The sequence below is a fragment of the Sphingomonas sp. FG14 genome (assembly GCF_057809675.1).
On the sequence record NZ_JBMDKK010000001.1, the window covers coordinates 1,220,008 to 1,245,326 of the forward strand.

A 25,319-nucleotide genomic window follows, 5' to 3' on the forward strand; every position below is an offset into this window, starting at 1 on the left:
TTCGATGAGGGGCGGGGAAACTTCGGTTTCCCCGCCCCTTTTCTTTGTGTTCGCGCCCACCGAACCCGGTGTTGCACACATGCCGCAAATCGAGCGTGGACGCCGCGCCGCACCTCGGATCAGCTTGCCTAGCCGCCGGCAAGCGCACATAAACACTCGGAAAAGGGGTCGCATCGCTGATGAGGGCACTCCGGCCATCGCGCCGGCAGCGGAGGTGCGTTGCGGAATGGGTGACAGGGGGTTCACTGAAAACCGGGCGGCGGCGTTGGCCACGCTGTTGCTGCTTGCGGCGATGGCGGCATTCGCGCTCGTACTCGGCCTGTGGCCGGCGACGCCGCCCGCCACGGCGGCGGCGCCCGGCAACGGCACGTTCCTGGGCGTGGCATCGTGCAGCGGCTCGACCTGCCATGGCCGGCAGGAAGCCGACGGCAAGATCGTCCGCCAGGACGAACTGATGCGCTGGCAGGAACCCTCCACGCCCGGCGGCGCGCATAGCCGCGCGTTCAGCATCCTTTCGAACGCACGAAGCCGGGCCATCGCCGGCCGGCTCGGCATCGGCGACGCGACCGCATCGGGAACCTGCCTCGGCTGCCATTCGGCTCCCGCCGCGTCGCGCGGCCCGCGCTTCCAGGCGGCCGACGGCGTCGGCTGCGAAAGCTGCCATGGCGCCGCATCCGGCTGGATCTCGGCCCATTATGCGGTCGGCGCCAGCCACAGGCGCAATGTCGCATTGGGCATGACCGCGCTCGACGATCCCCGCACCCGCGCCTCGGTCTGCCTCGACTGCCATTTCGGCAGCGCGGACCAGGGGCAGTTCGTCAATCATCGGATCATGGCCGCCGGCCATCCGCGCATCTCGTTCGAGCTCGACCTGTTCTCGACCTTGCAGCAGCATCATGACGAGGACGCGGACTATGCGCTGCGCAAGGGACGGACCAACAATGTGCGCATCTGGGCGGTCGGCCAGGCGATGGCGCTCGAACGCGCGCTGAGCCTCTACGCGAATCCCCGTCTCGGCCAGGAGGGCGTGTTCCCCGAATTCTATTTCTTCGATTGTCACACCTGCCATCGCCGCATCCAGGACGGCGACGATGCGATCCGCACCGGCGTGCGCAATCCCGGCCGCCCGATCCCCGAAGGCATGCCCGCCTTCAACGACGAAAGCATGATCATGCTCTCCGCCGCCGTGCGCGTCGCCGCTCCCGGCATGTCCAGTCGCTTCGATGCGGACAGCCGGGCCTTCCACGCCGGTCTCGCTCAGGATCGCGGGACGGCTGTGGCGGCGGCGGCGAAACTGCGTGCCAGCGCGACCGCGCTGGCTGCGGCCTTCTCCTCCGCCGGTTTCGGCCGTGACCAGACCTTCGCCATCATCGAGACGATCGCGAGCGAAGCGATCAGCCCACGCTTCACCGATTATGAAGGGAGCGTCCAGGCGGTGATGGCGGTGGACACATTGCTCAACGCGCTGGTCAATGCGGGCCAGGTGAATGGCGGCGCGGCGGGCAGCATCCGTGCCGACATCAATCGCGCCTATGCGGCGGTGCGCGACCCCAACGACTATCGTCCGCTCGAATTCCGCCGCGCGCTGGGCGGTGCGGTGCGAACGATCCGGACGCTCAGATGATGCGCCGCCATTTCCTGCCGTCGTTGCTCGCGGGCACCGCCCTCATCCTGTCGTCCTGCGGCGGTGGCGGCGGCACGCCGACGCCAACTCCGACTCCGACCCCCACCCCCACACCGACCGCACTCTATTCCGTACCGGCCCAGGAAGCCCTGACGGTTGCCGAAGTGGAGCGTATCGTCGCGCAAGGAGTCGGCGAAGCCCAGGCGCGCGGCAAGCCCGCCGTGATCGCGGTGGTCGATCGGGTCGGCAATGTGCTGACGGTGTTCCGCATGACCGGCGCATTCGCCGATGCGGTGACGCCGCGTACGCCCAGCAACGAACAGATCGATGTCGCCGGCATCCGGTTTCCGCAGGAAGGCGGCGCCATCGCCAAGGCGATCACCGGCGCCTATCTGTCGAGCGGCGGCAACGCCTTTTCGACGCGCACCGCCAGCCAGATCGTCCAGCAGCATTTCCCGCCCGCCCCCAATGCCGTGGGGCTCGAAAGCGGACCGCTGTTCGGCGTGCAGTTCAGCCAACTCCCCTGTTCGGACCTGGCCCGTACCTTCATCGCGTCGGGCGGCCCCGCCGCGCTGATCGGCCCTAAACGCTCGCCACTCGGGCTGGCCGCCGATGCCGGCGGCTTTCCGCTCTACAAGAACGGCGTTCTTGTCGGCGGCGTCGGGGTGATGGCCGACGGCGTCTATGATTTTGACACCAATATCCTCGATCTCGACGCCAATCTGGACGACGAAGCGATCGCGCTCGCCGCGACGACGGGTTTCGAGGCACCCGAGGAGATCAAGGCGCCGCGCATCACCCTGGACGGCACGACACTGCGCTTCAGTGACGCGGTGCGCGCCGACCTCAAGAGCAATCCGGCCAGCCCCCCCAGCTTCGCCTCACTCATCGGCGGCGTCGGCCAGATCGGGCCGGTGCGTGACTATTCGACGATCGCGGTCGTCGCCGGCACCGCCTATGGAACCGAGGCATCGGGAATCCGCAAGGCCACAACGAGCGAGTTCACCAATCCCGACGCTTTCGTGCTGACCGATGGATCGGGAGCCAATCGCTACCCAATCCGTGCCGGCACCGACGGCAGCGCCGTGGCCCAGCCGCTGACCGCCGCCGAAGTGCGGGCGGTGATGGAAGAAGCCTTCACCGTCATGAGCCGCGCACGCGGCCAGATCCGCCGCCCGCTCGACAGCCGCGCGCAGGTCTCGATTTCGGTCGTGGACAGCTTCGGCACGCCGCTCGGCATCGTCCGCGCGCCCGACGCGCCGATCTTCGGCATCGACGTTTCGTTGCAGAAGGCGCGCACCGCCGCGTTCTTTTCGAACGGCGCGGCCGCAGCCGAGCTTGCCGCCAATGCCAGCCCGGACGTGCGCGATGTCGTTCCCCGCGCGCGCGGTTTCTTCAACGATCCCACGGCGCTGACCGGTAAATTCGCCTTTTCGGACCGGGCGAACGGCAATGTCGCCCGCCCCTATTTTCCCGACGGCGAGGTCGGGCGCGGCCCCGGCCCCTTCTCCCGTCCGATTGAACAATTCAGCCCCTTCTCCACCGGGCTGCAATCGGCGATCGTCTTCCAGAACCTGTTGACCCATGTCGCGTTCCTGGTGCTCGCCATCCCGACCGATACGCCGCGCCGCTGCACCTTCCTTCCCGATGTGGTCCCAGGCCAGAACCGGTTGCAGAACGGTATCCAGATCTTTCCCGGATCGGTGCCGATCTATCGCGGCAGCCAATTGGTGGGCGCGATAGGCATCTCCGGCGACGGCATCGACCAGGACGACATGATCAGCTTCCTCGGGCTCAACAATGCCGGTTTGCGGGTGGGATCGATCGGCAATGCGCCAAAGGCGGTGCGGGCGGACATGATCACGGTCAATGTCGGCAACGCCAATGTCCGGCTGCGCTATGTGAGCTGCCCCTTCGCCCCGTTCCTCGACACCGCGCAGCAGAATGTGTGCGAGGGGCTGTGATGCCGGCCGTCGCCGCCTCCATCATGCCGATGCTGGCGCTGATCGGCGCCGAGGCCGACGCACAGGAGGTTCGGCAGCCGCCCGCACCGCCCCAGGCCGAACCGGAAATCGATGCCGATGACGCGCTGATCGACGGTCGCAAGCGCCCCGGCCGACGCCCCACCCTGCCCGACCGCGTGACACAGGAGAATCCGGGCGCGGTGCGCGCGCCGCCGCCCGAGGCCTTTCCGACCGACGAGTTCCCGATGCCCGATCGCTGGCGGCTGATCGAAACGCTCGGGCTCGTCAAGGAACGCTGGTTCGACCCCTATCACCAGAACACGCTGAAGGGAGATCGGCCGATCGATCCGGCGCGGCACAAATGGCTGCCGATCAAGGGGGATGACTGGTTCTTCGTCCTGAATGCGGTTTCGGACACGGTAATCGAACCGCGCAGTTTCCCGATCCCCGTCGGCGTCCAGACCACCGATCGGCCCGGCAGCCTGGACGTGTTCGGCCGATCGAACAGCCTGGTGGCGGCGCAGACCTTCATCATCGGCGCAGCGCTGATCAAGGGATCGACGGCGTTCATGCCCCCGCATGTCGAATATCGGCTGACGCTTGCCTATCAGGTCAATCACGCCGATGTCGCCGAACGGCGGATCCTGCATGTCCAGCCTTCGAAGCCGACGCATCGCACCGACGATTTCCTGGGCGTGCAGGAAGCCTTTGTCGACTATCACCTGCGCAACACCTCCGATCGGTACGACTTCGAATCGATCCGCGTCGGCATCCAGCCTTTCCAGGCCGATTTCCGGGGCTTCCTGTTCCAGGACAACCAGCTCGGCGTCCGCTTCTTCGGCAATCGCGACAACAATCGTTTCCAGTTCAATCTCGCCGCCTTCTGGCGGCTGGAGAAGGACACCAATTCGGGCCTGAACGACGTTACCCAACGGCCGCGCAACGACCTGGTCTTCTTCGCCAATCTCTATCGACAGGATTTTCCGTTCGCCGGTTTCACCAGCCAGGTCTCCGCCACGTACAACTGGAACCGCGAGGCCAATCGGCTGGCGATCGACGACAATGGCTTTCCCGTGCGCCCCGCGTTGCTCGGCGACCTGCGCGGTCGCGAATATGACGTGGTCTATCTCGGCTATTCGGGCGACGGCCGGATTGGGCGCATCAACCTGACCGCCTCGCTCTACGCCGCGCTGGGCGAAGACCGGAACAGCTTCTTCACCAGCCGCCCCGCCAAGGTCCGCGCGGGCTTCGCCGCAGCGGAGGCGAGCTACGACCATGACTGGATGCGTTTCCGCCTGTCCGGCCTCTACGCCACCGGCGATGGCGATCCTTATGACAACACCGAAGGCGGCTTCGACGCGATCTTCGAGAATCCGATCTTCGCGGGCGCCGACACCAGCTACTGGATCCGCCAGTCGATCCCCTTTGCCGGGGGCGGACGCGCCATCGGCATCAACGGACGCAATGGCGTGCTCAATTCGCTTCGCTCGTCCAAGGAACAGGGGCAGAGCAATTTCAACAATCCCGGCACCATGCTGCTCGGCGCAGGCGCCGATTTCGACCTGACCCCGACATTCCGCCTGTCCGCCAATGCCAACCATCTCTGGTTCGAGAACACCGCCCCGCTCCAGGCGCTGCGCAACGAAGGCAGCATCCCCAAGGCGATCGGCTGGGATCTGTCGACGGCGGCGATCTGGCGGCCCAAGGCGACTCAGAACATTGTGTTCAGGCTGTCTGCCGCGGTCTTCGATCCCGGCAAGGGCTTTGCCGACCTGTTCACCAACCGGCGCGGGGATGATCGTTTCTATTCGATCCTCGCCAATGCGATCCTGGCCTTCTGATGGGCTGGTTGCTCACCCTCCTCGGCACAAAGCCCATCACATCCGTTCGGGCTGAGCCTGTCGAAGCGCTGTCCTTTTCTTCCGGTCCCAAAGAAAGACAAGGCTTCGACAGGCTCAGCCTGAGCGGGTTGAGGGGATTGGCGCAGAAGCTGCCAGCGCTTGCAGTCCTCCTCCTCATCCCCGCTGTCGTCTCGATCGCGGCGGAAGGCGAGAAGCCGGTCAAGCGTACCTATGCCTTCACCGCCCCCGCTCCGCAGACGCAGGAGCCCGCCGAAGCAGCCGCCAAATCGGCGGGCTGCATCACCTGCCATACCGCGTCCGAAGCGCCGACCATGCATGTCAGCCCCGCCGTCCAGCTCGGCTGCGTCGATTGTCATGGTGGAGACTCGAAGGTGGCGGGCGATTCCGCACTTCAGCACGATGATCCCCGCTATGTCTCCGCGCGCGATCGGGCGCATGTGCTGCCGCGCTATCCCGAAAGCTGGCACTGGCCATCCTCGGCAAACCCGAAACGCAGCTACACATTGCTCAATCGCGAAGCGCCGGAGTTCGTCCGCTTCGTCAATCCGTCCGACTATCGCGTCGCGCGCGAGGCGTGCGGCGCCTGCCATATCGAGGTGATCGAGGCGGCGGAGCGCTCGCTGATGGCGTCGGGCGCGATGCTTTGGGGCGGAGCCGCCTATAATAACGGCATCGTACCCTATAAGAACTATGTCTTCGGCGAGGCCTATACGCGCACAGGCGAGCCCGCGAAGATCGTCTCGCCCGGCGATCCGCACGGCAGCGTCACCCCCGAACAAAAGGCACGCGGCGCGCTTGCCGCGCTTTATCCGCTGCCAACCTGGCATGTGATCCCGCCGGGCGACATCTTCCGCGTCTTCGAACGCGGCGGCCGCAATATCGCGACACAATTCCCGGAGATCGGCCTGCCCAACCCGGCGGGCATCATCCAGCGGCTGGAAGAACCCGGCCGGCCGGATCTGAAGCAATCGAGCCGCGGCCCCGCCACCGGCCTGCGCGTCGCCATTCCCGTGCTCAACATCCACAAGACCCGGCTCAACGATCCCTTCATGTGGTTCATGGGCACCAACGACCAGCCCGGCGACTATCGCCATTCGGGCTGTGCGGGCTGCCATGTGATCTATGCGAACGACCGCGAGCCGCGCCACAGCCTGACCTATGCCAAATTCGGCCGCGACGGGCAGAGCGCGACCGTCGACCCGACGATCGCCGGCAAGCTGGAGCATGCGGCCAAGCATGGTGCGGTCAAGCAGCCGGGCGATACGCATGCCAAAGGTGAGAAGGAGAAAGGCCACCCGATCGGTCATGTCTTCACCCGCGCGATCCCGACCGCGCAGTGCATGAACTGCCACATGCACCAGCCCAATATCTTCCTGAACTCCTATCTCGGCTACACCATGTGGGACTATGAGTCCGACGCGCCGCTGATGTGGCCGGAAAAGCAGAAATATCCGACGGCCACCGAGGTCCGCGAGGTCAACGAACGCAACCCGGAAGCCGCCGCCGCGCGCGGTCGTTGGGCCGATATCGAATTCCTCCGCCGCGTCTATGACGACGTCAATCCCAAGGCGAAGGATACGCAATTCGCCGACTATCACGGCCATGGCTGGAATTTCCGCGCCATCTACAAGCGCGACCGCGAGGGCAATCTGCTCGATGCGGACGGAAAGATCGTCGCGCCCGACGATCCGGAGAAATTCCGGAAGAAGGATGCGCCCGATTTCGTCCAGCCGGGCGAACAGAAGGGCAAGGCCGTCCATATGATGGACATCCATGCCGAAAAGGGCCTGCAATGCGCCGACTGCCACTTCAGCCAGGACAGCCACGGCAATGGCCTGATCTACGGCGAGGTCGCCAATGCGATCGAGATCGGCTGCAAGGATTGCCACGGTACCGCCGACGCCTACCCGACGCTGTTGACCTCTGGCCCCGCCGCGCGGCCGCAGGGCAGCAATCTGGCGCTGTTGCGCAACGCCGACGGCCGGCGCCGTTTCGAATGGCAACAGGACGCCGCCGGGAACCGTGTGCTCATCCAGCGCTCGATCGTCGATCCAAAGCTGGAATGGCAGGTGTCGCTGGTCAAGGATGCCGTGACCCGGGGCAATCCGCACTTCAACGCCAAGGCGGCGCGCGCCAAGCTGATGGGCCGCACAGGCGCGGACGACGGCAGGTTCGGCTTCGGCCCCGGCATCGCCAAGGCGGATCGCGCGCATGGCGACGACACCATGGCCTGCTTCACCTGCCATCTGTCATGGACCACCTCCTGCGGCGGCTGCCACCTGCCGATCGAGGCGAACTGGAAGACCACCGAACATAAATATGAAGGCAAGGAAACGCGCAATTTCGCGACCTATAATCCCCAGGTCGCGCGCGACGAGATGTTCCAGCTCGGCCGCCACCAGACGACCAAGGGCAATATCGTCGCGCCCGTGCGCTCGACATCCGCGCTGGTGCTGTCCTCCACCAACATCAATCGCGAGCGCATCTATATCCAGCAACCGCCGATCTCCTCGGCCGGCTTCTCGTCCCAGGCGTTCGCCCCGCACTTCCCGCACACGGTGCGCAAGACAGAGACGAAGACGTGCAGCGACTGCCATCTGAGCGCGGATGACGACAACAACGCGATCATGTCGCAACTGCTGCTGCTCGGCACCAATTTCGTCAATTTCGTCGGACTTCACGCCTGGACGGGGCTCGACAACGGCTTCGAGGCGGTGCGGGTCACCGAATGGGAGGAGCCCCAGGCCGTCATCGGATCCTATCTGCAGCGCTACGCCTATCCCGACTGGTGGCGGATGCATGTCGAGCGAAACGGCCGCGAACTGAAGGACTGGACGCGCGGCAAGACCTTCGACAAGCGCCTGTCGGGCGAAACCCAAGCGCTGGAGGAATTCCGCAACGTCACCCAGGGAACGGCGGGCGCGGTCGGCTGCCTGCAGTTGCGCGGCGAATATATGTTCGTGGCGGAAGGGCGCGGGGGCTTGCGCGTCTATGACGTCGCCTCGATCGGCAACAAGGGTTTCTCCGAACGGATCGTCACTGCGCCCTTCTCCGCGCTGGGCCAGGACACACAGGTCAAATCGACCAACGCCACCTGCATGGCGCTCGCCACCAACCAGCCGATCAATCCGCTGCGCAACACCGCCGAGATGCGCGCGATGAACGAGGAGCAGCCCTTCCATCCCATCTACAATTACGCGGTCGTCACGGACAGCGTGGAAGGGTTGATCCTGGTCGACGTCACCACGCTTGCGGACGGCGAATTCCGCAACAATTTCCTGAAGCGCGCCGTCACCTGGAATCCGGGCAATATACTGAAGGGCGCACGCCATATCACGCTGGCGGGGCATATCGCCTATGTCGCCACCGATGCCGGGCTGGTGGTCGTGAACCTCAATGATCCCTTGAATCCGCGCCTCACCGCGACGCTCCCCCTGAGCGACGCCCGCGCCTCCGCCATCCAGTTCCGCTATCTCTGGGTAACCGATGCGGAGGGCGTGAAGCTGTTCGACGTCACCCGGCTCGATGCCCCCGTCGCGATCCCGTCGGGCACCATCCGGCTCGCCGATGCCCGCCGCCTCTATCTCGCACGCACCTACGCCTATATTGCGGCGGGCCGCGACGGGCTGGCGATCGTGAATGTGAAGACCCCCACCCGCCCCCGCGTCTATCGCATGGAAAGTTTCGGCGGGGCGATGAACGACGCGCAGGACGTGATCGTCGGCACCACCAACGCATCGCTCTTCGCCTATGTCGCCGACGGGCGGAACGGACTGAAGGTAATCCAGCTCACCTCACCCGACAGCCAGCCCAATTTCTACGGCTTCTCGCCCGCCCCCAAACCCGAATTGATCGCCTGGGCGCGCACGCCCTCACCCGCGCGCGCGCTTTCAAAGGGGCTCGACCGCGATCGCGCCGTCGACGAGACCGGCGGCCAGATCGCGGTGTTCGGGCGGCTCGGCTCGCGTCCCTTCACACGGGCCGAGATGGAACGCCTGTTCCTCAACCGCCGGGGCATTCCCTACAAGGTGCGCGATACGGTGACGATCGAAGACTGGATTCCGGCGCTCAATCCCGGCGATTGATCGCTATCGCGGATACCTGACGCCGCTTGCGGCGTTTCTCGATCATGGACGGCGCTCCGGGGAGCCGCCCGGATGGAGATCGTCATGAAGAAGCTCATTCTCTCTTTCGCCCTGATCGGCAGCTTCGCGCTTGCCGCATGCAACACAGTGGAAGGCGCCGGCAAGGATCTGAAATCGGCCGGAGATGCGGTCGAAGACACCGCGCACGACGCCAAATAAGGAGGCCACTATGACCGACAAGGTACATGGCGAAGGCAATTACAAGGCCGCGCGCGACTATGACGAAGCGACCAGTGCTTTCGCGAAGGACAAGGATCGGGTGAAACGCGCGGCTGAAGACGCCGAAGAGGCGCTGGATGGCGACGCAGCCGGCGAACTGGAACGCGCCGAGGCGGAAGGCAAGAGCCACGCCAAGGGCTGAGTTGGCCAGTCCATAACCGTCATTCCGGCGAGAGCCGGAATGACGGTGCTTTGAGATCGGGTCTGCCCTCAGCCGCGCTCACCCATCAGTTCGCGCACCAGCGCCTGCATCGACGGATCGAACTTGGCGAGCATGACGTGCTCCCCCGACGTGTCGAAATGGCTGACGAGTTCCCGGCCATTCCATCGATGCAGGGCATAAGCGGGCGGATCGGCGATGATCATCGGACGATTGTCCGGTCTCTCCGGATCCATCGGGGACAGGTCTAGCGCCAGTTGCGGAGCGGTCGAGGAGCAGACGGTCACCGTGACCCCGTTCCACGCTGCCGAGATCGATCGGTGAAGGTGCCCGCAGATGAGGGCGCGGACCTGCGCGTGCGGCGCGATCGTCGCGGCGAAGAGCATGGCCCAGGGCTCGCTGGGTCCGCCGTCCATCCAGTCTATGCCCATCTCCAGTGGCGGATGGTGCATGACGATGATGGTGGGTCGGCCGGGTGCCTCGGCCAGCCGCGCCGAAAGCCAGGCGGCGCGGCGCTCGCAGAATGAGCCACCATGACGGCCCTCCTCGAGCGTGTCGATCACGAGGATGCGCAGATCGCCGGTATCCGGCACCTCATATTGCACGAAGCCATCGGTGAGGGGGATTTCGGGGAAATACTGCACGAAATTCGCGCGGATGTCGTGATTGCCGACGCATGGCCAGACCGGGAACGGGCATAGGCTTAGCGCATTGCGCAACCGGCGATAGCTATCGCCATCGCCGCGATCGACGAGATCGCCCGTCGCCAGCAGCATGTCCGGAGCGTGCCCCGGCCGCGCGAGATAGGCGATCACCTGATCGAGACGCTTGCGATTGAATTCGGCCGGATTGTCCGGCTCGAATCCCAGATGGACGTCGGTGATCTGACCGATCAGCATGGACTGCGCCCCTGCTCGCTCAACGGCGTCCTCCCCGCGCGGCTCCAGCATTCGTTCCATCCTTGATCCGCGCGACTCGTTGCCGGGTGGACCATGGTGCGCCGTCATCGGCGTGATAGCTGTGACACAGCGCACAGCCCGACGCCACTGGCTCGGCAACGCGCTGCAACGCGGCACCTCCTTCACCGACATGGCAGGTGCGGCACGAGGCCAGATCCGGGATCAGCAGGTCGCCGGCCGAACTGGAGGTCGGCGCGGCATGACAGCTTTCGCAAGTCTCGGTGCGATGCGCGTCATGATCGAACCAGCCCTTGCGGAAATAACGGGCATTCTGGCTGACCGGTTGAATGCGGAAGCCCGCGCTTGCAGCATTGCCCTGTCGATCGACCGTGTGACAGTCGAAACAGGCACCGCCGGGCGAGAAGACCGCGCGCACCGCCTGTTCCGCCTGTCCGCCGCGCGCCGCGATCGCACCGAAATAGGCATAATAGGTCCGGCCCTGCGCGTAATCGCCCGGTCGCCGCCGCGCCATGCCCCCCAGGCTTGGCGGCCGTTCGGGGCCGGTTCCGCGATAATAGGCGCGCAGATCGGCGACAACCTGCGCGGGATCACCGTGACGCAATGTCCGGATCGTCCCGCCGATCTGATCGAAAGCGAGACTGTGGCACATGGCGCAATCGCGCTCCATGTCGACCGGCTGGAAGCGCGTGCCCGTTGCATCGGGCGTGTGGCAATCCTTGCAGACCAGGCTCTGACCGAAGCCCTGTTCGGCCGCCATGGTCTGCGCCATCCGCGCCACCCCGTTGGTGGTGGAGAGATGCAGCTTGTGCGGAAATTTCAGGCCATTCTCCTCGCGCGGATGCGCGGTGAAGGAAATGCGCCGCACCATCGGACGGTCGCCGCCGGGCCGCACGATCACCGCCGGGCGGAACTCGGGATGCGCCGTTCCGAAATCGCTGGCGTCGAGCAATTGCGTGTCGCCGAGCCGCTCCTTCATTCCGCCATGGCAATCGGCGCAGAAACGCTGCGCCGCCGGCTGCATCCGCCCCGCCCCTTCATGTTCGCCATGGCATTCCACGCAGCGCCCCTGCGGCCGGTTGAACGCGGCGGCGAACATCAGCCCGACGCGCGCGCCCGGCCCCGGCGGCGCCTTGGCCGCGGCCAGGCGCATGGGATCGGCATGGTCATGCGTATCCTTGTGGCAGGTCAGGCACGCTTCGTCGGTCACCGCGACGAACGCGTCCTTGTGGCACGCCTGGCAATTGTCCTTCAGCCCCTGATGCGCCTGGCTTAGCGCGCCGCTCGACCACATGCTGTCGGCATGAAAACCGGCGGGGCGTTGCGGCGCGGCGCGATAGGTTGCCCAGGTCATGATCGGCGCGACGAGGAAGGCGGCGAGGATCAGGCCGGCAAAGGCCCATGCACTCAGCCGCTTGCCCGGCAGTAGCCCGCGCAGCGAAAAGACGCGCTGCTCGTCCTTGTCGCCCGTCGCGTCCGACAGCGCCTGCACCCGCTCGACCGCGATCGTCACCGCATCGCCATCCAGCCCGATCGTCAGCCGGTGCGCCCCGAATTTCAGTTCCGCGCCTTCCGCCGCATCGATTTCCACCGACATGACGGTGCGGCCATCGACATCGAAGCCAAGCGTATCGAGCGCGCGCACCACGATTCCGCGCGTGCCGAGCCGCGCGATCTCGGCATGACGCGGCGTCACCGCGAGGTCGGCGAGATGGATATCGTTGTCGGCAAGCCGGCCGACCGTGATCACCGGCTGTTCCAGCGTGACGGGCCGCACGATCTCCCGCCCATCGGCGGTGCGCGAGATTTGGCGGATCAGGAAACGCATGCCCCGCCCCTCACCAGTAGAAGAACACGGAGACGATATGCGCGGAGAGCGCGGCGATCAGCGCAAAGGTGACAGGGACATGGACGTAGAGCCAGACCTCCAGCATGGCCTTCAGTTTCAGATGTCGCCGCACGCGACCGAGGATCGCTTCCTTGCGCACCAGTAGCGCATCGACCTTCTCGATCGGATCCTCGCCCACCCTGGGCTTATAGGCGGTCTCCCGCCGGATCGCCGCTTGTGCCGCGCGCGTCGCGCAGCCGGGATAATGCCCCGACAGCCGCCGCACGAGCCCGCCACCGAATGGATCCTGCTCCAGCGATCCGCGCACCAGCGCCGCCAGATGATGATCGAGCGGCTGCGCTGCGTCATGAAGCTGGCGATCGATCGAACGCAATGCATCGATCATCTGCGGTTGCGTCATCTCCTCGCGATTGCTGCTGAGCGCAGCGGGCAGCGTGGCATAGAAGCCGATGCCGACCATGCCGGAGACGATGACGATCATCATCAGCACATAGGCGAGGGTATGGACATTCAGCCCGAACTGGAACCCGGTGTGCAGCGTCGCGATCACGATCAGGCTGAGCCCGATATAGACATGCGCCGACGTCCAGGCCTTCAGCGACCAGCGCCCGCGCGTCATCGCCCGCTTGCGCAGGCCCAAAGCGGTCAGCCACAGGATCTGGAGCGCGCCGACCGTGCCCAGCGTATAACCCAGCCAGCTTCCGCCATTGTGACGCGGCGTGACATCGACCAGGCAATAAGCGACGATCGCGACCAGCGAGAAGATCGTGCAGATCTTGAGCCAGCGGAACCCGCGATGGCGCAGGAAGCCGTCGTGCAGGGTTTCGCCCTTCACCCGGCGCGATGCGGCGCGCGTGGCCATCAGGCAGCTATTGCGGGGATCACACACCCGCTCATCGGTCGTCGCGCTCCAGCCGAGACACGCTCAGGAAATCCTCGGGCGCGACGCGGATCGCGGCGCCGGTCGGGCAGGCGCGCACGCAGGCGGGGCCGCCGTCGATCCCCGAGCACATGTCGCACTTGATCGCCTTTTTGGGCCGCTCGACGCCCGGCTCGGCATTGGCATAGGACCAGGCCTTGCCCGGCTCTCCCGGCCCCGGCCCCCGGCCGAAGAACAGCCAGCTCAATAGGCCTGGCTTCCTCGGCGGCACCGCGTCCATGCGGATCACGCCATAGGGGCAATTGCGCTGGCAGTTTCCGCAGCCGATGCAGGTCTCGTCGATGAACACTTCGCCATCGGGCCCACGGTGAATGGCGTTGGGCGGGCAATCGGCCATGCAGTGCGGATGCTCGCAATGCCGGCAGCTCGTCGGCACGTGGAGATGCGCATAGGTGCGCCCCGCCTCGCGATCGAGGCGCGACAGGCCGTCATGGCTGTCGGCGCACGCCTTCTCGCAATTGTCGCAACCGACGCAGAGATGCTCGTCGATCAGCAGCACGTCAGTCGCCTCGCCCACCCCCTGTTCGACCAGGAAGTTCGAGACCGACGAATAGAGATCGACCACCCCCGAGAAACTGTCCTTCTTGGCTTCGATGAAGGCATTGAGATCCTGGCGCGACGCCATGTCGCGGCGCACCTTTTCGAGCAGGGCCGGCTTCTTCGCCATCACCGCCCGGATCGCATCGCCCTTGAGCCTGATCACTTCGGACTTGATCGCGGCCTTGACCGTGGCGGTGCGCCGGCCGCCCGCGATCAGCGACATTTCCCCGACATAGGAGCCGGCGGGTAGATAGGAGAGGAAGACCGGCTTGCCACCGACCTGCTTCTCCACCACCATCGATCCCGAGCGGATGACGAAGATATCCTCGCCTTCCTCACCCTCGGTGATGACGGGCTTGCCCGCGCTGACCGCGATGATCTCCGCGCTGTCGAGCACCTCGCCCAGATCCTCGCTCGCCAACCCCGATCCGAACATCTGGAGCAATTGCCGCTCGATCGAGATGCGCGTGATCGCCGCGCGCGCCGCCGGCACCTGGCTTTGCAACTTGAGCGCGGCCTGGCGCGACACCTCGACCAGGATCGAATCCTCCGCCGCGCGGATCGTGGCGCCACGCCTGCGGCCGGAGATCAGCCCGACCTCGCCGAAGATCGAACCGCAGGCGATCGGCACCGTCACCGATGGATCGTCGGGATTCACCTGAACCAGCACCGACCCGTCGGCGATCGCGAACAGCGACGATCCCGGCGCGTTGCGTTCGAAGACCACTTCGCCACGCCGATAGAAGCGCACTTCGCTGTCGAGCATGAACTCGCGCATCTGGAGCGGGCTCATCGCCTCGAGGATGGTGATGCGCGTGCGCAGGAATTCCAGCCATTCGTCGACGCCACGCGCGCCCGGCAGGCCCCGGAAGCGGCTCTCCAGGATCGGTTCGTCGGCGGGTTTCAGCGTCGTGTTGCCATTGATGAACTCGACCACGTCATAGCCCTGGTTCATGCAATGCTTGATCAGGGGATAGCCGGCGAGCGCCCCGATCACGAAAATGCCGGGTGTGGTCGTTTCGAATGTCGGCGACAGCACGGGATAGGAAATCCTGTCGGGGCTGCTGAATTCGACGCCGGTTCCGGCCACGCGCACGCGCTTGCCGTCCACCTCCTCGAACCGGGCAGCACAGTTCTCGACAAAGGCGCGGGGCGGCGCGGAACCCATGCGCGCGATGACCCGGTCGCAGCGCATCGAGACTTCGCCGTCGCGCGTGTCGAAACGGATCATGCCCTTTTCGATGGCCGCGGTGGTGGTTTCGCGCCTCACCTGCAAGCGGCCAGCAGCCTCAGCCGCGAGCAACGCCTTCACGTTCGCGTCCTTGGCGGTCGCGAATTCGGCGGACCGGTTGACGATGGTAACGCTGTTGCGCTGTTCGGGATCGGCGGCGAGCCCCAGCGCATTCTCGATGCCGGCATCGCCGGTGCCGAGTACGACGATGTGCTCGTCGATATATTCGCCGGGATCGTCGAGCTGATATTGAACGGACGCGCCTTCGCCAACCGGGCAGCGCACGAGATTGGGATTGCCCTGGGTGCCTATGGCGAGCACCACAGTCTCGGCAAGGATCGTCTCGCCGTTCGTCGTCACGATCGTGAAATCGCCCACCGTGCCAGTGATCGCCTTCACCTCCGCATTATAGCGGACCTCGATCGCGCCGGCCGTCGCCTGTTCGCGCCAAACGTCCAGGATGCGTTCGCGTTTGCCCGCCTCAAAAGCCATGTCCGAGCGCAGCACGAGCTGGCTCGGCGTCGCCATCACATGCTTGCCCTTCTGATATTTGAAGATGGTGTCGCTGAGATGGTCTGTCTTTTCGAGCAGGACATGGCTCATGCCCAGCGCCGCCGCACGCGCGGCGGCGCTCAGGCCCGCAGGCCCCGAACCGACAATGGCGATACGATACCGCCCGGCCACGCGACTGTCCCCCTGTAGTGGACCGCGACGGCCTTTTCGGCGCGTTGCGCGGACCTTACGGCGCGAACCCGATAATCCACTCTATCATGTCGGTTGCGGACGGCTAGAGTGACGAACGCAAAAAGGGGGCGGTACGATGGATAGCACGCAGATGGGTCGATGGGCGCTGGGCGCGGCGGGCGCTATCACGCTCGCCGCGATCGGCATCGCCATCATGCGCGGGGACGATATCCCGGCTCCAGCGCCCGCACAGCAGGCGCAGACGAGCGAAACGCCGGATCAGGCGATCGCCAAGCTTGAAGCGCGACTGAAAAGCAACCCGAACGATGTTCAAGGCTGGCAGTTGCTCGGCTGGGCCTTTTTCGAAACCAGCCGTTTCCCGGAGGCGGCCACCGCCTATCGCCGCGCGACCGCACTGTCGCCGGACAAGCCCGAGCTCTGGTCGGCGCTGGGCGAGGCGCTGGCCCTCTCCACTGACAAGCGCGAACTGCCCAAGGACGCGGCCGATGCCTTCGCCAAGGCAATCGCACTCGACCCCAAGGACGCTCGCGCACGTTATTTCCTGGCGGTCGGCAAGGATTTCGCGGGCGATCACAAGGGCGCGCTCGACGCATGGTTCGCGTTGCTCGCGGACACGCCGGCCGGAGCGCCCTGGGAAGCCGATCTGCGCCGCACGATCGAAGAGGTTGCCGCGCGCGAGAAGATCGACGTCGCCGCGCGGATCGCCGCCGTGAAGCCCGTCCCGGCGGCATCTCCATCGGTCGCGACCGCCGCTATCCCCGGCCCGACACGCGAGCAGATGCAGGCCGCCTCGGCGCTCCCCAAGGGGCAGCAGGAGATGATGGTCCAGTCGATGGTCGATGGACTGGAAGCGAAGCTCAAGGCCAATCCCGCCAATCCCAATGGCTGGATCATGCTGATGCGCAGCCGGATGACACTGGGCGAAACCGCTCGCGCATCCGCAGCCTGGCAATCAGCCGTCGCGGCCAATCCGGGCGCGAAGGTGCAGATCGATGAAGCCGCGCGTGCACTGGGAATACCGGGGGGCTGAGCGCTCCGTTTCAGCCATTCACACCGTTCGGGCTGAGCCTGTCGAAGCCTTGCCTTCTTTTTGGCCGGAGTTGAGGAAGTACAGGGCTTCGACAGGCTCAGCCCGAACGGGATTAAATAACCTCAACACCCCACCTTGCGGACATCGATCACGCGATCGATCAGCGATTCATCCACCGCCACCATTCCGTCGAGCATCAGCACCGCCAAACCGTGAACGAGCGCCCAGGAGTGTAGAGCGAAGAGCCTCGCCTCCTCCGCGCCGCGCTCCTTGGCGACCAGTTGTACCGCATTGTCGCGCAGCAGCCGCATCGCGTCGTCGGGGGCATTATCCCAATCGAGCGGATCGCCCTTTGCGGTCGAGAAGATCAGCCGGAACAAGCCGGGATTGGCAAGCGCGAAGCGGACATAGGCCCGGCCCGTCGCATTGAAGCCCGCCGCGCCGCCGCCAGCCGCATCCGATGCCGTGATCTGCGCGGCCGCCAGCCGCGCCAGACCGGCCTCTGCCAGCGCATGCAGAAACGCGCCCTTGTCGGGAAAATGCCGATAAATCGCGGTCGCGCTCACCCCCACCGCGCGCGCGACCTCACGCAGGCCGATATCGTCGGCGCCGCGTTCCTCGACCAGTTTCAGCCCTGCCTCGATCAACGCGGCCCGCAGATCGCCATGGTGATAGGTTTGGCGCTTCGATGTTGACACTGTTATCATCAACCTTTATGTGAACATCATCAACATTGGACGAGGAGGTCTGTCATGGCAAGCACCGTCGAAACCGCGATCCGATCCATGGTGACCAAGGGCATCACCGCACTCGCCGGTTACAACCGCAAGCGCATGCCGGCCCTCGACACGCCCAATCCCTATCTAACCGGCATCCACGCGCCGATGACCGGGGAGCTGACGATCGAGGACCTGTCCGTCACCGGCACGATCCCGGCCGCGCTCGACGGCCGCTATCTGCGGATCGGACCCAATCCGATCGCGGCCGATCCGGCCTCGCATCACTGGTTCATCGGCGACGGCATGGTCCATGGCCTGCGCATCGAGGGCGGCCATGCCCGCTGGTATCGCAATCGCTGGATCCGCTCGACGCCCGTCGCCGAAGCGCTGGGCGAACCCGCCACGCCGGGCCCCCGCCACGGCCATGGCGATACGGTGAACACCAATATTCTCGGTTTCGCGGGCTCCACCTGGGCGCTCGTCGAGGCCGGCAGCTATCCGGTTCGGCTTGGCGAAACGCTCGACAGCCTGGCCTATGACGATTTCGGCGGCACGCTCGCCGGATCGTTCAGCGCGCATCCGCATCTCGATCCGCTGACCGGCGAGATGCACGCCATCTGCTACGAAGGCGCCGATCAGAATATCGTGCGCCATGTGGTCGTCGGCGCGGACGGCAAGGTCATCCGCGAGGAGCCGATCGCGGTGCGCGACGGCCCGTCGATCCACGACTGTGCGATCACCGCGCGCTATGCGATCATCCTCGATCTGCCCGTCACCTTCTCGATGAAGGCGCTGATCGGCGGCCACCCCTTCCCCTATCGCTGGAATCCCGACCATCAGGCACGTGTCGGACTGCTACCGCGCGACGGCGGCAGCGACGACGTGATCTGGTGCGATGTCGATCCCTGCTATGTCTTCCATCCCGCCAATGCCTATGACCTGCCTGACGGCCGCGTGGTGCTCGACGTCGTCGCGCATGAGACGATGTTCGCCGAGAGCGTGCACGGCCCCGATTCCCCGCGCAGCGCGTTCGAGCGCTGGACGATCGATCCCGCGACGCGGACCGTCGAGCGCCGGGTCGTGGACGCCCACCCACAGGAATTCCCGCGCCCCGACGAACGTCGCCTCGGCCAGCGCTATCGTTACGCCTATACGATGGCGCTACCCGAGGATCCGGCGATCAATTTCTCCGGCGGCACGCATCTGCTCAAGCACGATCTGGACGCTGTCACACGCCAGACCCATGATTTCGGCGAAGGCCGCTTCCCAGGCGAGTTCGTCTTCGTGCCCGCCCATGCCGACAGCGGCGAAGACGAGGGCTGGCTGATCGGGCTGGTGATCGATCTGCCCCATGAGACCACCGATCTCGTCATCCTCGACGCACAGGATTTCGAGGGTGCGCCGGTCGCGAGCATCCGCCTGCCCCACCGCGTGCCGCCTGGCTTCCACGGCAACTGGGTGCCGACCCAAGACTGAGCCTACTCCGTTCGGTTCGAGCGCAGGTTCGAGCTTGTCGAGAACCGCAATCGAGAAGAGCCCCCCTCCGAGCTTCTCGACGATCGCGCCTCGACGGGCTCGACGCGGCTCCAAGCGAACGGCGATATGGGAACTTCAACGCCTGGCCTTATGCTATCCCACCCCCAAGCTTTTCACCCATTGCTTTCCGCACCATATTTCCGCAAGGGAACGCCGCTCTTTCCACCATTCGGACTCGACGATCATGGCCGCCAAATGGGCCCCAGAAAGCTGGACGAAATACGAAGCCCGCCAGCTACCGACCTATCCTGACGCGACGGCGCTGACCGACGCGACAAAGGCACTGGGAAGCTATCCCCCGCTCGTTTTCGCGGGTGAGGCGCGCAACCTGACCGCCGAGCTGGGCAAGGTCGCCGAAGGCAAGGCGTTCCTGCTCCAGGGTGGCGACTGCGCCGAGAGCTTTGTCGAGTTCCAGGCCAACAATATCCGCGATACCTTCCGCGTGATCCTGCAGATGGCGGTGGTGCTCACCTATGCCAGCAAGCTGCCGGTGGTGAAGGTGGGGCGCATGGCCGGCCAGTTCGCCAAACCGCGTTCCGCCGACATGGAGGATATCGGCGGCGTCTCGCTGCCCAGCTATCGCGGCGACATCATCAACGACATCGCGTTCGATCCCGCCGGCCGCGTGCCCGATCCGCAGCGCATGATCCGCGCCTACAGCCAGTCGGCCGCGACGCTCAACCTGCTGCGCGCCTTCGCGCAGGGCGGCTATGCCAATCTCCATCAGGTCCATCGCTGGACGCATGACTTCATGGGCCGCAGCCCCTGGGCGAAGAAGTTCGCTGATGTCGCGGACCGGATCAGCGAAGCGCTCGACTTCATGGAAGCGTGCGGCATCAGCCCCGAAACGGTTCCCCAACTGGCGGGCACGCAGTTCTACACCAGCCACGAAGCGCTGCTGCTGCAATATGAGCAGGCGCTGACCCGGCAGGATTCGCTGACCGGCGACTGGTACGACACCAGCGCGCACATGCTGTGGATCGGCGACCGCACCCGGTTCGAGGGCAGCGCCCATGTCGAGTTCCTGCGCGGCATCGGCAATCCGATCGGCATGAAGTGCGGCCCGAGCCTGGAGCCGGACGCGTTGCTCCGCCTGCTCGACACGCTCAATCCGGCGCGCGAGCCCGGCCGCATCACGCTGATCACGCGTTACGGCCATGACAAGATCGAGGCCGGCCTGCCGAAGCTGGTCCGCGCGGTGATGCGCGAGGGCCATCCGGTGGTGTGGAGCTGCGATCCGATGCACGGCAACGTCATCAAGGCGGCCAATGGCTACAAAACGCGCCCGTTCGAGCGCATCCTGGCCGAAGTCCGCGGCTTCTTCGCGGTGCATCGCGCCGAAGGCAGCTTCGCGGGCGGCATCCATGCCGAGATGACCGGACAGAACGTCACCGAATGCACCGGCGGCGCCGTCGACGTGACGGAGCAGAGCCTGGCCGATCGCTACCATACCCATTGCGACCCGCGCCTCAACGCCGGCCAGTCGCTGGAAATGGCGTTCCTGCTGGCCGAAATGCTCAATCAGGAACTGAAGGAGCGCCGCAAGGTCGCGGCCTGAGCCGTTGACGATGGCAATCTAGCCACCCCGCAGCCTCATGGGTTTGCGGGGTGGAGCCATGCCATTCGCTTCGCTATGATCGATCCGGGCGCGTTACAATGCCCCGAAAGGACCGTCATGCCGCAGATCCACCGCTACACCGAAACCGTCGTCAAGACCGGCATCAGCTTTGGTTCGGCACTGGCCATCGCGATCTCGTGGAGCACCCACAAATCGATCATCTGGGCGATCATCCACGGCTTCTTTTCGTGGTTCTACGTCGCCTGGTACGCACTGACGCGTTGACGCAGCTGAAAGGGCAAGCGCTGTTTCCCGCCGATAATCGGGAAACAGCGCACGATTCATATCGCTGACGGATCAAATCGACCGGTCCTGCGTCTAGTCTTCAAACCCGTCGAAAGGGCAGCGAAGCATGACATCGGACAATCAAGGCGGTTTTTCGAGACGCGCGGTGCTTGGCGGCGGGGCGGTTGCCTGCGCGGCTCCAGCTATCCCGGTGCCCGCCGCGCAAAACGACAAGCGCCGGCCAGCCGGCAATTCACTCCTGCCCGTCACCTTCAAGGTCAACGGCAAGGATATGCATCTCAATCTCGATCCGCGCACCACGCTGCTCGATGCGCTGCGCGAACATCTGCGGCTGACGGGCACCAAGAAGGGTTGCGATCATGGGCAATGCGGCGCCTGCACAGTCATCGTCGATGGGCGGCGGATCAACAGTTGCCTGACACTGGCGGTGATGCACGAGGGCGCTGCGGTGACGACGATCGAAGGACTGGGCACGCCGGACCGACTACACCCTATGCAGCGCGCCTTCGTCGTCCACGACGGCTATCAATGCGGTTATTGCACGCCGGGCCAGATCTGCTCGGCAGTCGCGATGCTCGACGAGATCGAGGCGGGGATCCCCAGCCACGTCACGGAGGATCTCGGCCGAGTCTCCTTCTCGGACGCCGAGGTGCGTGAACGGATGAGCGGCAACATCTGCCGCTGCGCCGCCTATTCCAACATCGTCGCCGCTATCCGCGACGTCGCGGGAGAAAAGGCATGAGGCCGTTCACGTATCAGCGTGCGACATCCCCGGCAGACGCGGCGCGCGCGGCGGCCGCGCACCAGGGCGCCCGCTTCATCGCGGGCGGCACCAACCTGCTCGACCTGATGAAGCTGCAGATCGAAACGCCGACGCATCTGATCGACGTCAATCCGCTCGGTCTCGATCGGATCGAGGAGACTGATCAGGGTGGGCTGCGCATCGGTGCGCTGGTCCGCAACACCGATCTCGCCGCGAACAAGCACGTGCGCCGCGATTATCCGGTGCTCAGTCGCGCCTTGCTCGCGGGCGCCTCGGCGCAATTGCGCAACAAGGCGACAACCGCCGGCAACCTGCTTCAGCGCACGCGTTGCCCCTATTTCTACGACACCAGCAAGCCCTGCAACAAACGCCGGCCCGGCAGCGGCTGCGCCGCGATCAAGGGCTTCAATCGCAACCTGGCGATCCTGGGGGCGAGTAAGGCCTGCATCGCGACGCATCCGTCAGACATGGCGGTCGCGATGCGCCTGCTCGACGCGGCGGTGGAAACCGTGGCGCCCGATGGCAGCACCCGCGCCATCCCGATCGCCAGTTTCCATCGCCTGCCCGGCGATACGCCACATATCGAAACCGCCCTCGCCCCCGGTGAATTGATCACTGCCGTCACCCTGCCCCGCCCGATCGCCGGCACGCATATCTATCGCAAGGTGCGCGACCGTGCCTCCTACGCGTTCGCGCTGGTGTCGGTGGCGGCGGTGTTCGGCAAGGACGGCAGTGCACGTTTCGCGTTCGGCGGCCTAGCGCCGCACCCCTGGCGGATCGATGCGGCGGATGCGGCCGCGCGAAACGGCCCCGATGCCGTTGCCGATATCGTGCTCGCGGGCGCGGCAACCACGCCGCTCAATGGCTTCAAGACTGATCTGACGCGGCGAACCCTGGCGGCGCTCTATGCAGAGCGGGAGGCACGGTCATGAAGTTCGATCAGCCGGCAACCGCCAATCCCATCGATCGCGGCCGCGTCGTAGGCGTCCCGCACGATCGCATCGATGGCCCCGCCAAGGTAACGGGCAGCGCCCCCTATGCCTATGAACGCCATGATGTCGCCCCCAACGCCGCCTATGGCTGGATGGTCGGCTCCGCGATCGCCAGGGGCAGCATCCGTTCGATCGATGCGCGCGATGCAGAGACCGCGCCCGGCGTGCTCGCCGTCATCACCCACAAAAATGCCGGTCCGCTCGGCAAGGGCCGTATGAACACCGCGCATCTGCTCGGCGGCCCGAAAATCGAGCATTATGACCAGGCACTCGCGGTGGTCGTCGCCGAAACACTTGAACAGGCGCGCGATGCCGCGAAGCTGGTCAGGATCGATTATATCCGCGAGGATGGCCGCTTCGACCTCAAGGCTGAAAAAGGCAAGGCGGTTACGCCCAAGAGCGATCCCGATACCGCCGCAGGCGATTTTGCCGCTGCCTTTCCCAAGGCGGCGGTCCGGATCGACCAGACCTATACCACACCTGATCACAGCCATGCGATGATGGAGCCGCATGCGACGACGGCGGCGTGGACGGGTGGAAAACTGACGCTGTGGACAGCGAACCAGATGATCGCCTGGGCGGTCAGGGAACTGGCCCTCACCTTTGGAATGAAGGCCGAGGATATTCATGTGATGTCCCCCTATATCGGCGGTGGCTTCGGGGCGAAGCTGTTCCTGCGCGCCGATGCGGTGCTGGCGGCGCTCGGCTCGCGCGCCGTCGGCCGGCCGGTGAAGGTCGCGCTCGCGCGGCCACAGATTCCCAACAACACCACGCATCGCCCCGCCACCATCCAGCGCATCCGGATCGGAGCAAACAAGGACGGCGTGATCGACGCGATCGGCCATGAAGTCTGGTCCGGCGATCTGCCCGGCGGCGGCCCCGAAGTCGCGGCGCAACAGACCCGGTTGCTCTATCGCGGCGCCAACCGGATGACCGCGCATCGGCTGGCGACGCTCGACCTGCCCGAGGGCAATGCGATGCGCGCGCCCGGTGAGGCCGTCGGCCTGCTCGCGCTGGAAGTCGCGATGGACGAATTGGCCGAGGCCTGTGGCGTCGATCCCGTCGAACTGCGCATCCGCAACGATGTGCAATATGATCCAGAGAAGGGCCCGGAACGCCCCTTTTCCAGCCGAAAGTTCGTCGAATGCCTGCGTCAGGGTGCCGATCGCTTCGGCTGGTCGCGGCGCAAGACAATGCCGGGCCAGGTGCGAGACGGCCGCTGGCTGATCGGGATGGGCATGGCATCGGCCTTTCGCAACAACCTGGTGCAGGCGTCGGGCGCGCGGGTGAGCGTCGATGGCCAGGGCCGCGTCGTGGTCGAGACCGACATGACCGATATCGGCACCGGCAGCTATACCGTGATCGCACAGACCGCCGCCGAGATGCTCGGGGTGCCACTGTCCGACGTCACGGTCCGGCTGGGCGACAGCCATTATCCGGAATCGGCGGGATCAGGCGGACAATGGGGCGCGAACAGCGCCACCGCCGGCGTCTATGCCGCCTGCGCCGCGCTACGTGGCAAACTGGCGCAACAGGCCGGATTCAATGCCAAGGACGCCGTGTTCGAAGGGCGGGCGATCCGATCGGCCAGCCGGACGATCCCGCTCAAGGACGCCGCTGGCCGGCAGGGCACCAGCGCCGAGGACAAGATCGAATTCGGCGACCTGACCGAACGCTATGCGCAGGGCACGTTCGGCGCGCATTTCTGCGAGGTCGGCGTCGATATGTTCACAGGCGAGACGCGGGTGCGGCGCATGGGCGGCGCCTTCGCGGCGGGCCGCATCCTCAACCCCAAATCGGCGCGCAACCAGGTGATCGGAGCCATGGCGATGGGCGTCGGCGCAGCGCTGATGGAGGAGCTGACGGTCGACACTCGCTTCGGTTATTTCGTCAATCACGACATGGCGGAATATCATGTGCCCGTGCATGCCGATATTCCCGAACAGGACGTGCTGTTCATCGACGAACTCGACGACAAATCCTCTCCCATGAAGGCCAAGGGCGTCGGCGAACTCGGCATATGCGGCGCGGGCGCGGCGGTCGCCAACGCGATCTACAATGCCTGCGGCGTGCGCATCCGAGACTATCCACTGACGCTGGACAAGATCATCGGCGGCATGGCGCAACAAAAAACCTGAGCAGATCCGTGCTTTGTGGTCCGCGTATATGCGCGGACCCAAATCATTGCCCGTGCGTTCGAACCAGGCCGCCAAGGAAACGGAACCGATATGATCGGTGCCTTTCGTGGCATGCAGAGGA

General features: G+C 65.4%; 18 protein-coding genes. 13 read left to right on the plus strand and 5 right to left on the minus strand.

What is annotated here, in order from left to right:
• The first annotated feature begins 226 nt into the window (after positions 1–226).
• The 6 genes from ACODTA_RS05870 to ACODTA_RS05895 all read left to right on the plus strand — a co-directional run bounded on the left by ACODTA_RS05870 (position 227) and on the right by ACODTA_RS05895 (position 9,956).
• Positions 227–1,624: a multiheme c-type cytochrome gene (locus ACODTA_RS05870; protein ID WP_489064871.1), complete on the plus strand. Its 1,398-nt coding sequence runs from the start codon at positions 227–229 to the stop codon at positions 1,622–1,624.
• Entirely contained in the window at positions 1,621–3,588 is a 1,968-nt protein-coding gene (locus ACODTA_RS05875) for a heme-binding protein (RefSeq protein WP_489064872.1), read from the plus strand. Before ACODTA_RS05870 ends, ACODTA_RS05875 begins: the two co-directional genes overlap by 4 nt.
• Complete coding sequence (locus ACODTA_RS05880; protein WP_489064873.1) at positions 3,588–5,429, plus strand: hypothetical protein; 1,842 nt, start codon at positions 3,588–3,590, stop codon at positions 5,427–5,429. Before ACODTA_RS05875 ends, ACODTA_RS05880 begins: the two co-directional genes overlap by 1 nt.
• 149 nt (positions 5,430–5,578) lie before the next feature.
• Positions 5,579–9,535, plus strand: coding sequence for an LVIVD repeat-containing protein (locus ACODTA_RS05885; protein ID WP_489065396.1), 3,957 nt, complete (start codon positions 5,579–5,581; stop codon positions 9,533–9,535).
• Between the two features lie 72 nt (positions 9,536–9,607).
• On the plus strand, positions 9,608–9,754 hold the full coding sequence (locus ACODTA_RS05890; protein WP_489064874.1) for an entericidin A/B family lipoprotein: 147 nt from the start codon (positions 9,608–9,610) through the stop codon (positions 9,752–9,754).
• Between the two features lie 10 nt (positions 9,755–9,764).
• A complete protein-coding gene (locus tag ACODTA_RS05895) occupies positions 9,765–9,956 on the plus strand; it encodes a hypothetical protein (protein WP_489064875.1) in 192 nt (63 codons plus the stop codon).
• Between the two features lie 68 nt (positions 9,957–10,024).
• Here ACODTA_RS05895 and ACODTA_RS05900 read toward each other — a convergent pair whose 3' ends face one another.
• From ACODTA_RS05900 to ACODTA_RS05915, 4 genes are read right to left on the minus strand one after another with little or no spacing between them, the layout of a single operon-like run.
• Entirely contained in the window at positions 10,025–10,873 is an 849-nt protein-coding gene (locus tag ACODTA_RS05900) for a phosphodiesterase (RefSeq protein WP_489064876.1), read from the minus strand.
• Between the two features lie 19 nt (positions 10,874–10,892).
• Complete coding sequence (locus ACODTA_RS05905) at positions 10,893–12,719, minus strand: cytochrome c3 family protein (protein WP_489064877.1); 1,827 nt, start codon at positions 12,717–12,719, stop codon at positions 10,893–10,895.
• A gap of 10 nt (positions 12,720–12,729) precedes the next feature.
• Positions 12,730–13,602: a hypothetical protein gene (locus ACODTA_RS05910; protein WP_489064878.1), complete on the minus strand. Its 873-nt coding sequence runs from the start codon at positions 13,600–13,602 to the stop codon at positions 12,730–12,732.
• Between the two features lie 31 nt (positions 13,603–13,633).
• Complete coding sequence (locus ACODTA_RS05915; protein WP_489064879.1) at positions 13,634–16,135, minus strand: cyclic nucleotide-binding domain-containing protein; 2,502 nt, start codon at positions 16,133–16,135, stop codon at positions 13,634–13,636.
• A 136-nt stretch (positions 16,136–16,271) separates the two neighbouring features.
• Here ACODTA_RS05915 and ACODTA_RS05920 point away from each other — a divergent pair, with 136 nt between their 5' ends.
• The gene (locus ACODTA_RS05920; protein ID WP_489064880.1) at positions 16,272–17,186 is read left to right on the plus strand and encodes a tetratricopeptide repeat protein; all 915 of its coding nucleotides are present in this window, start codon (positions 16,272–16,274) and stop codon (positions 17,184–17,186) included.
• A gap of 122 nt (positions 17,187–17,308) precedes the next feature.
• On the opposite strand, the gene ACODTA_RS05925 is transcribed toward ACODTA_RS05920, so the two are convergent.
• On the minus strand, positions 17,309–17,893 hold the full coding sequence (locus ACODTA_RS05925; RefSeq protein ID WP_489064881.1) for a TetR/AcrR family transcriptional regulator: 585 nt from the start codon (positions 17,891–17,893) through the stop codon (positions 17,309–17,311).
• 45 nt (positions 17,894–17,938) lie between these two features.
• Between ACODTA_RS05925 and ACODTA_RS05930 the strand changes: the two genes are divergently transcribed.
• From ACODTA_RS05930 to paoC, 6 genes are all read left to right on the plus strand, one after another.
• The gene (locus ACODTA_RS05930; protein ID WP_489064882.1) at positions 17,939–19,381 is read left to right on the plus strand and encodes an 8'-apo-carotenoid 13,14-cleaving dioxygenase; all 1,443 of its coding nucleotides are present in this window, start codon (positions 17,939–17,941) and stop codon (positions 19,379–19,381) included.
• Between the two features lie 244 nt (positions 19,382–19,625).
• Positions 19,626–20,999: a class II 3-deoxy-7-phosphoheptulonate synthase gene (locus ACODTA_RS05935; protein WP_489064883.1), complete on the plus strand. Its 1,374-nt coding sequence runs from the start codon at positions 19,626–19,628 to the stop codon at positions 20,997–20,999.
• Between the two features lie 75 nt (positions 21,000–21,074).
• Complete coding sequence (locus ACODTA_RS05940) at positions 21,075–21,284, plus strand: hypothetical protein (RefSeq protein WP_489064884.1); 210 nt, start codon at positions 21,075–21,077, stop codon at positions 21,282–21,284.
• Positions 21,285–21,411: 127 nt separating this feature from the next.
• Complete coding sequence (gene paoA, locus ACODTA_RS05945) at positions 21,412–22,047, plus strand: aldehyde dehydrogenase iron-sulfur subunit PaoA (RefSeq protein ID WP_489064885.1); 636 nt, start codon at positions 21,412–21,414, stop codon at positions 22,045–22,047.
• Positions 22,044–23,000, plus strand: a complete 957-nt coding sequence (locus tag ACODTA_RS05950; protein ID WP_489064886.1) for an FAD binding domain-containing protein — start codon at positions 22,044–22,046, stop codon at positions 22,998–23,000. The genes paoA and ACODTA_RS05950 overlap by 4 nt, the downstream gene beginning before the upstream one ends.
• On the plus strand, positions 22,997–25,198 hold the full coding sequence (gene paoC / locus ACODTA_RS05955; RefSeq protein WP_489064887.1) for an aldehyde oxidoreductase molybdenum-binding subunit PaoC: 2,202 nt from the start codon (positions 22,997–22,999) through the stop codon (positions 25,196–25,198). The genes ACODTA_RS05950 and paoC overlap by 4 nt, the downstream gene beginning before the upstream one ends.
• Positions 25,199–25,319 lie beyond the last annotated feature (121 nt).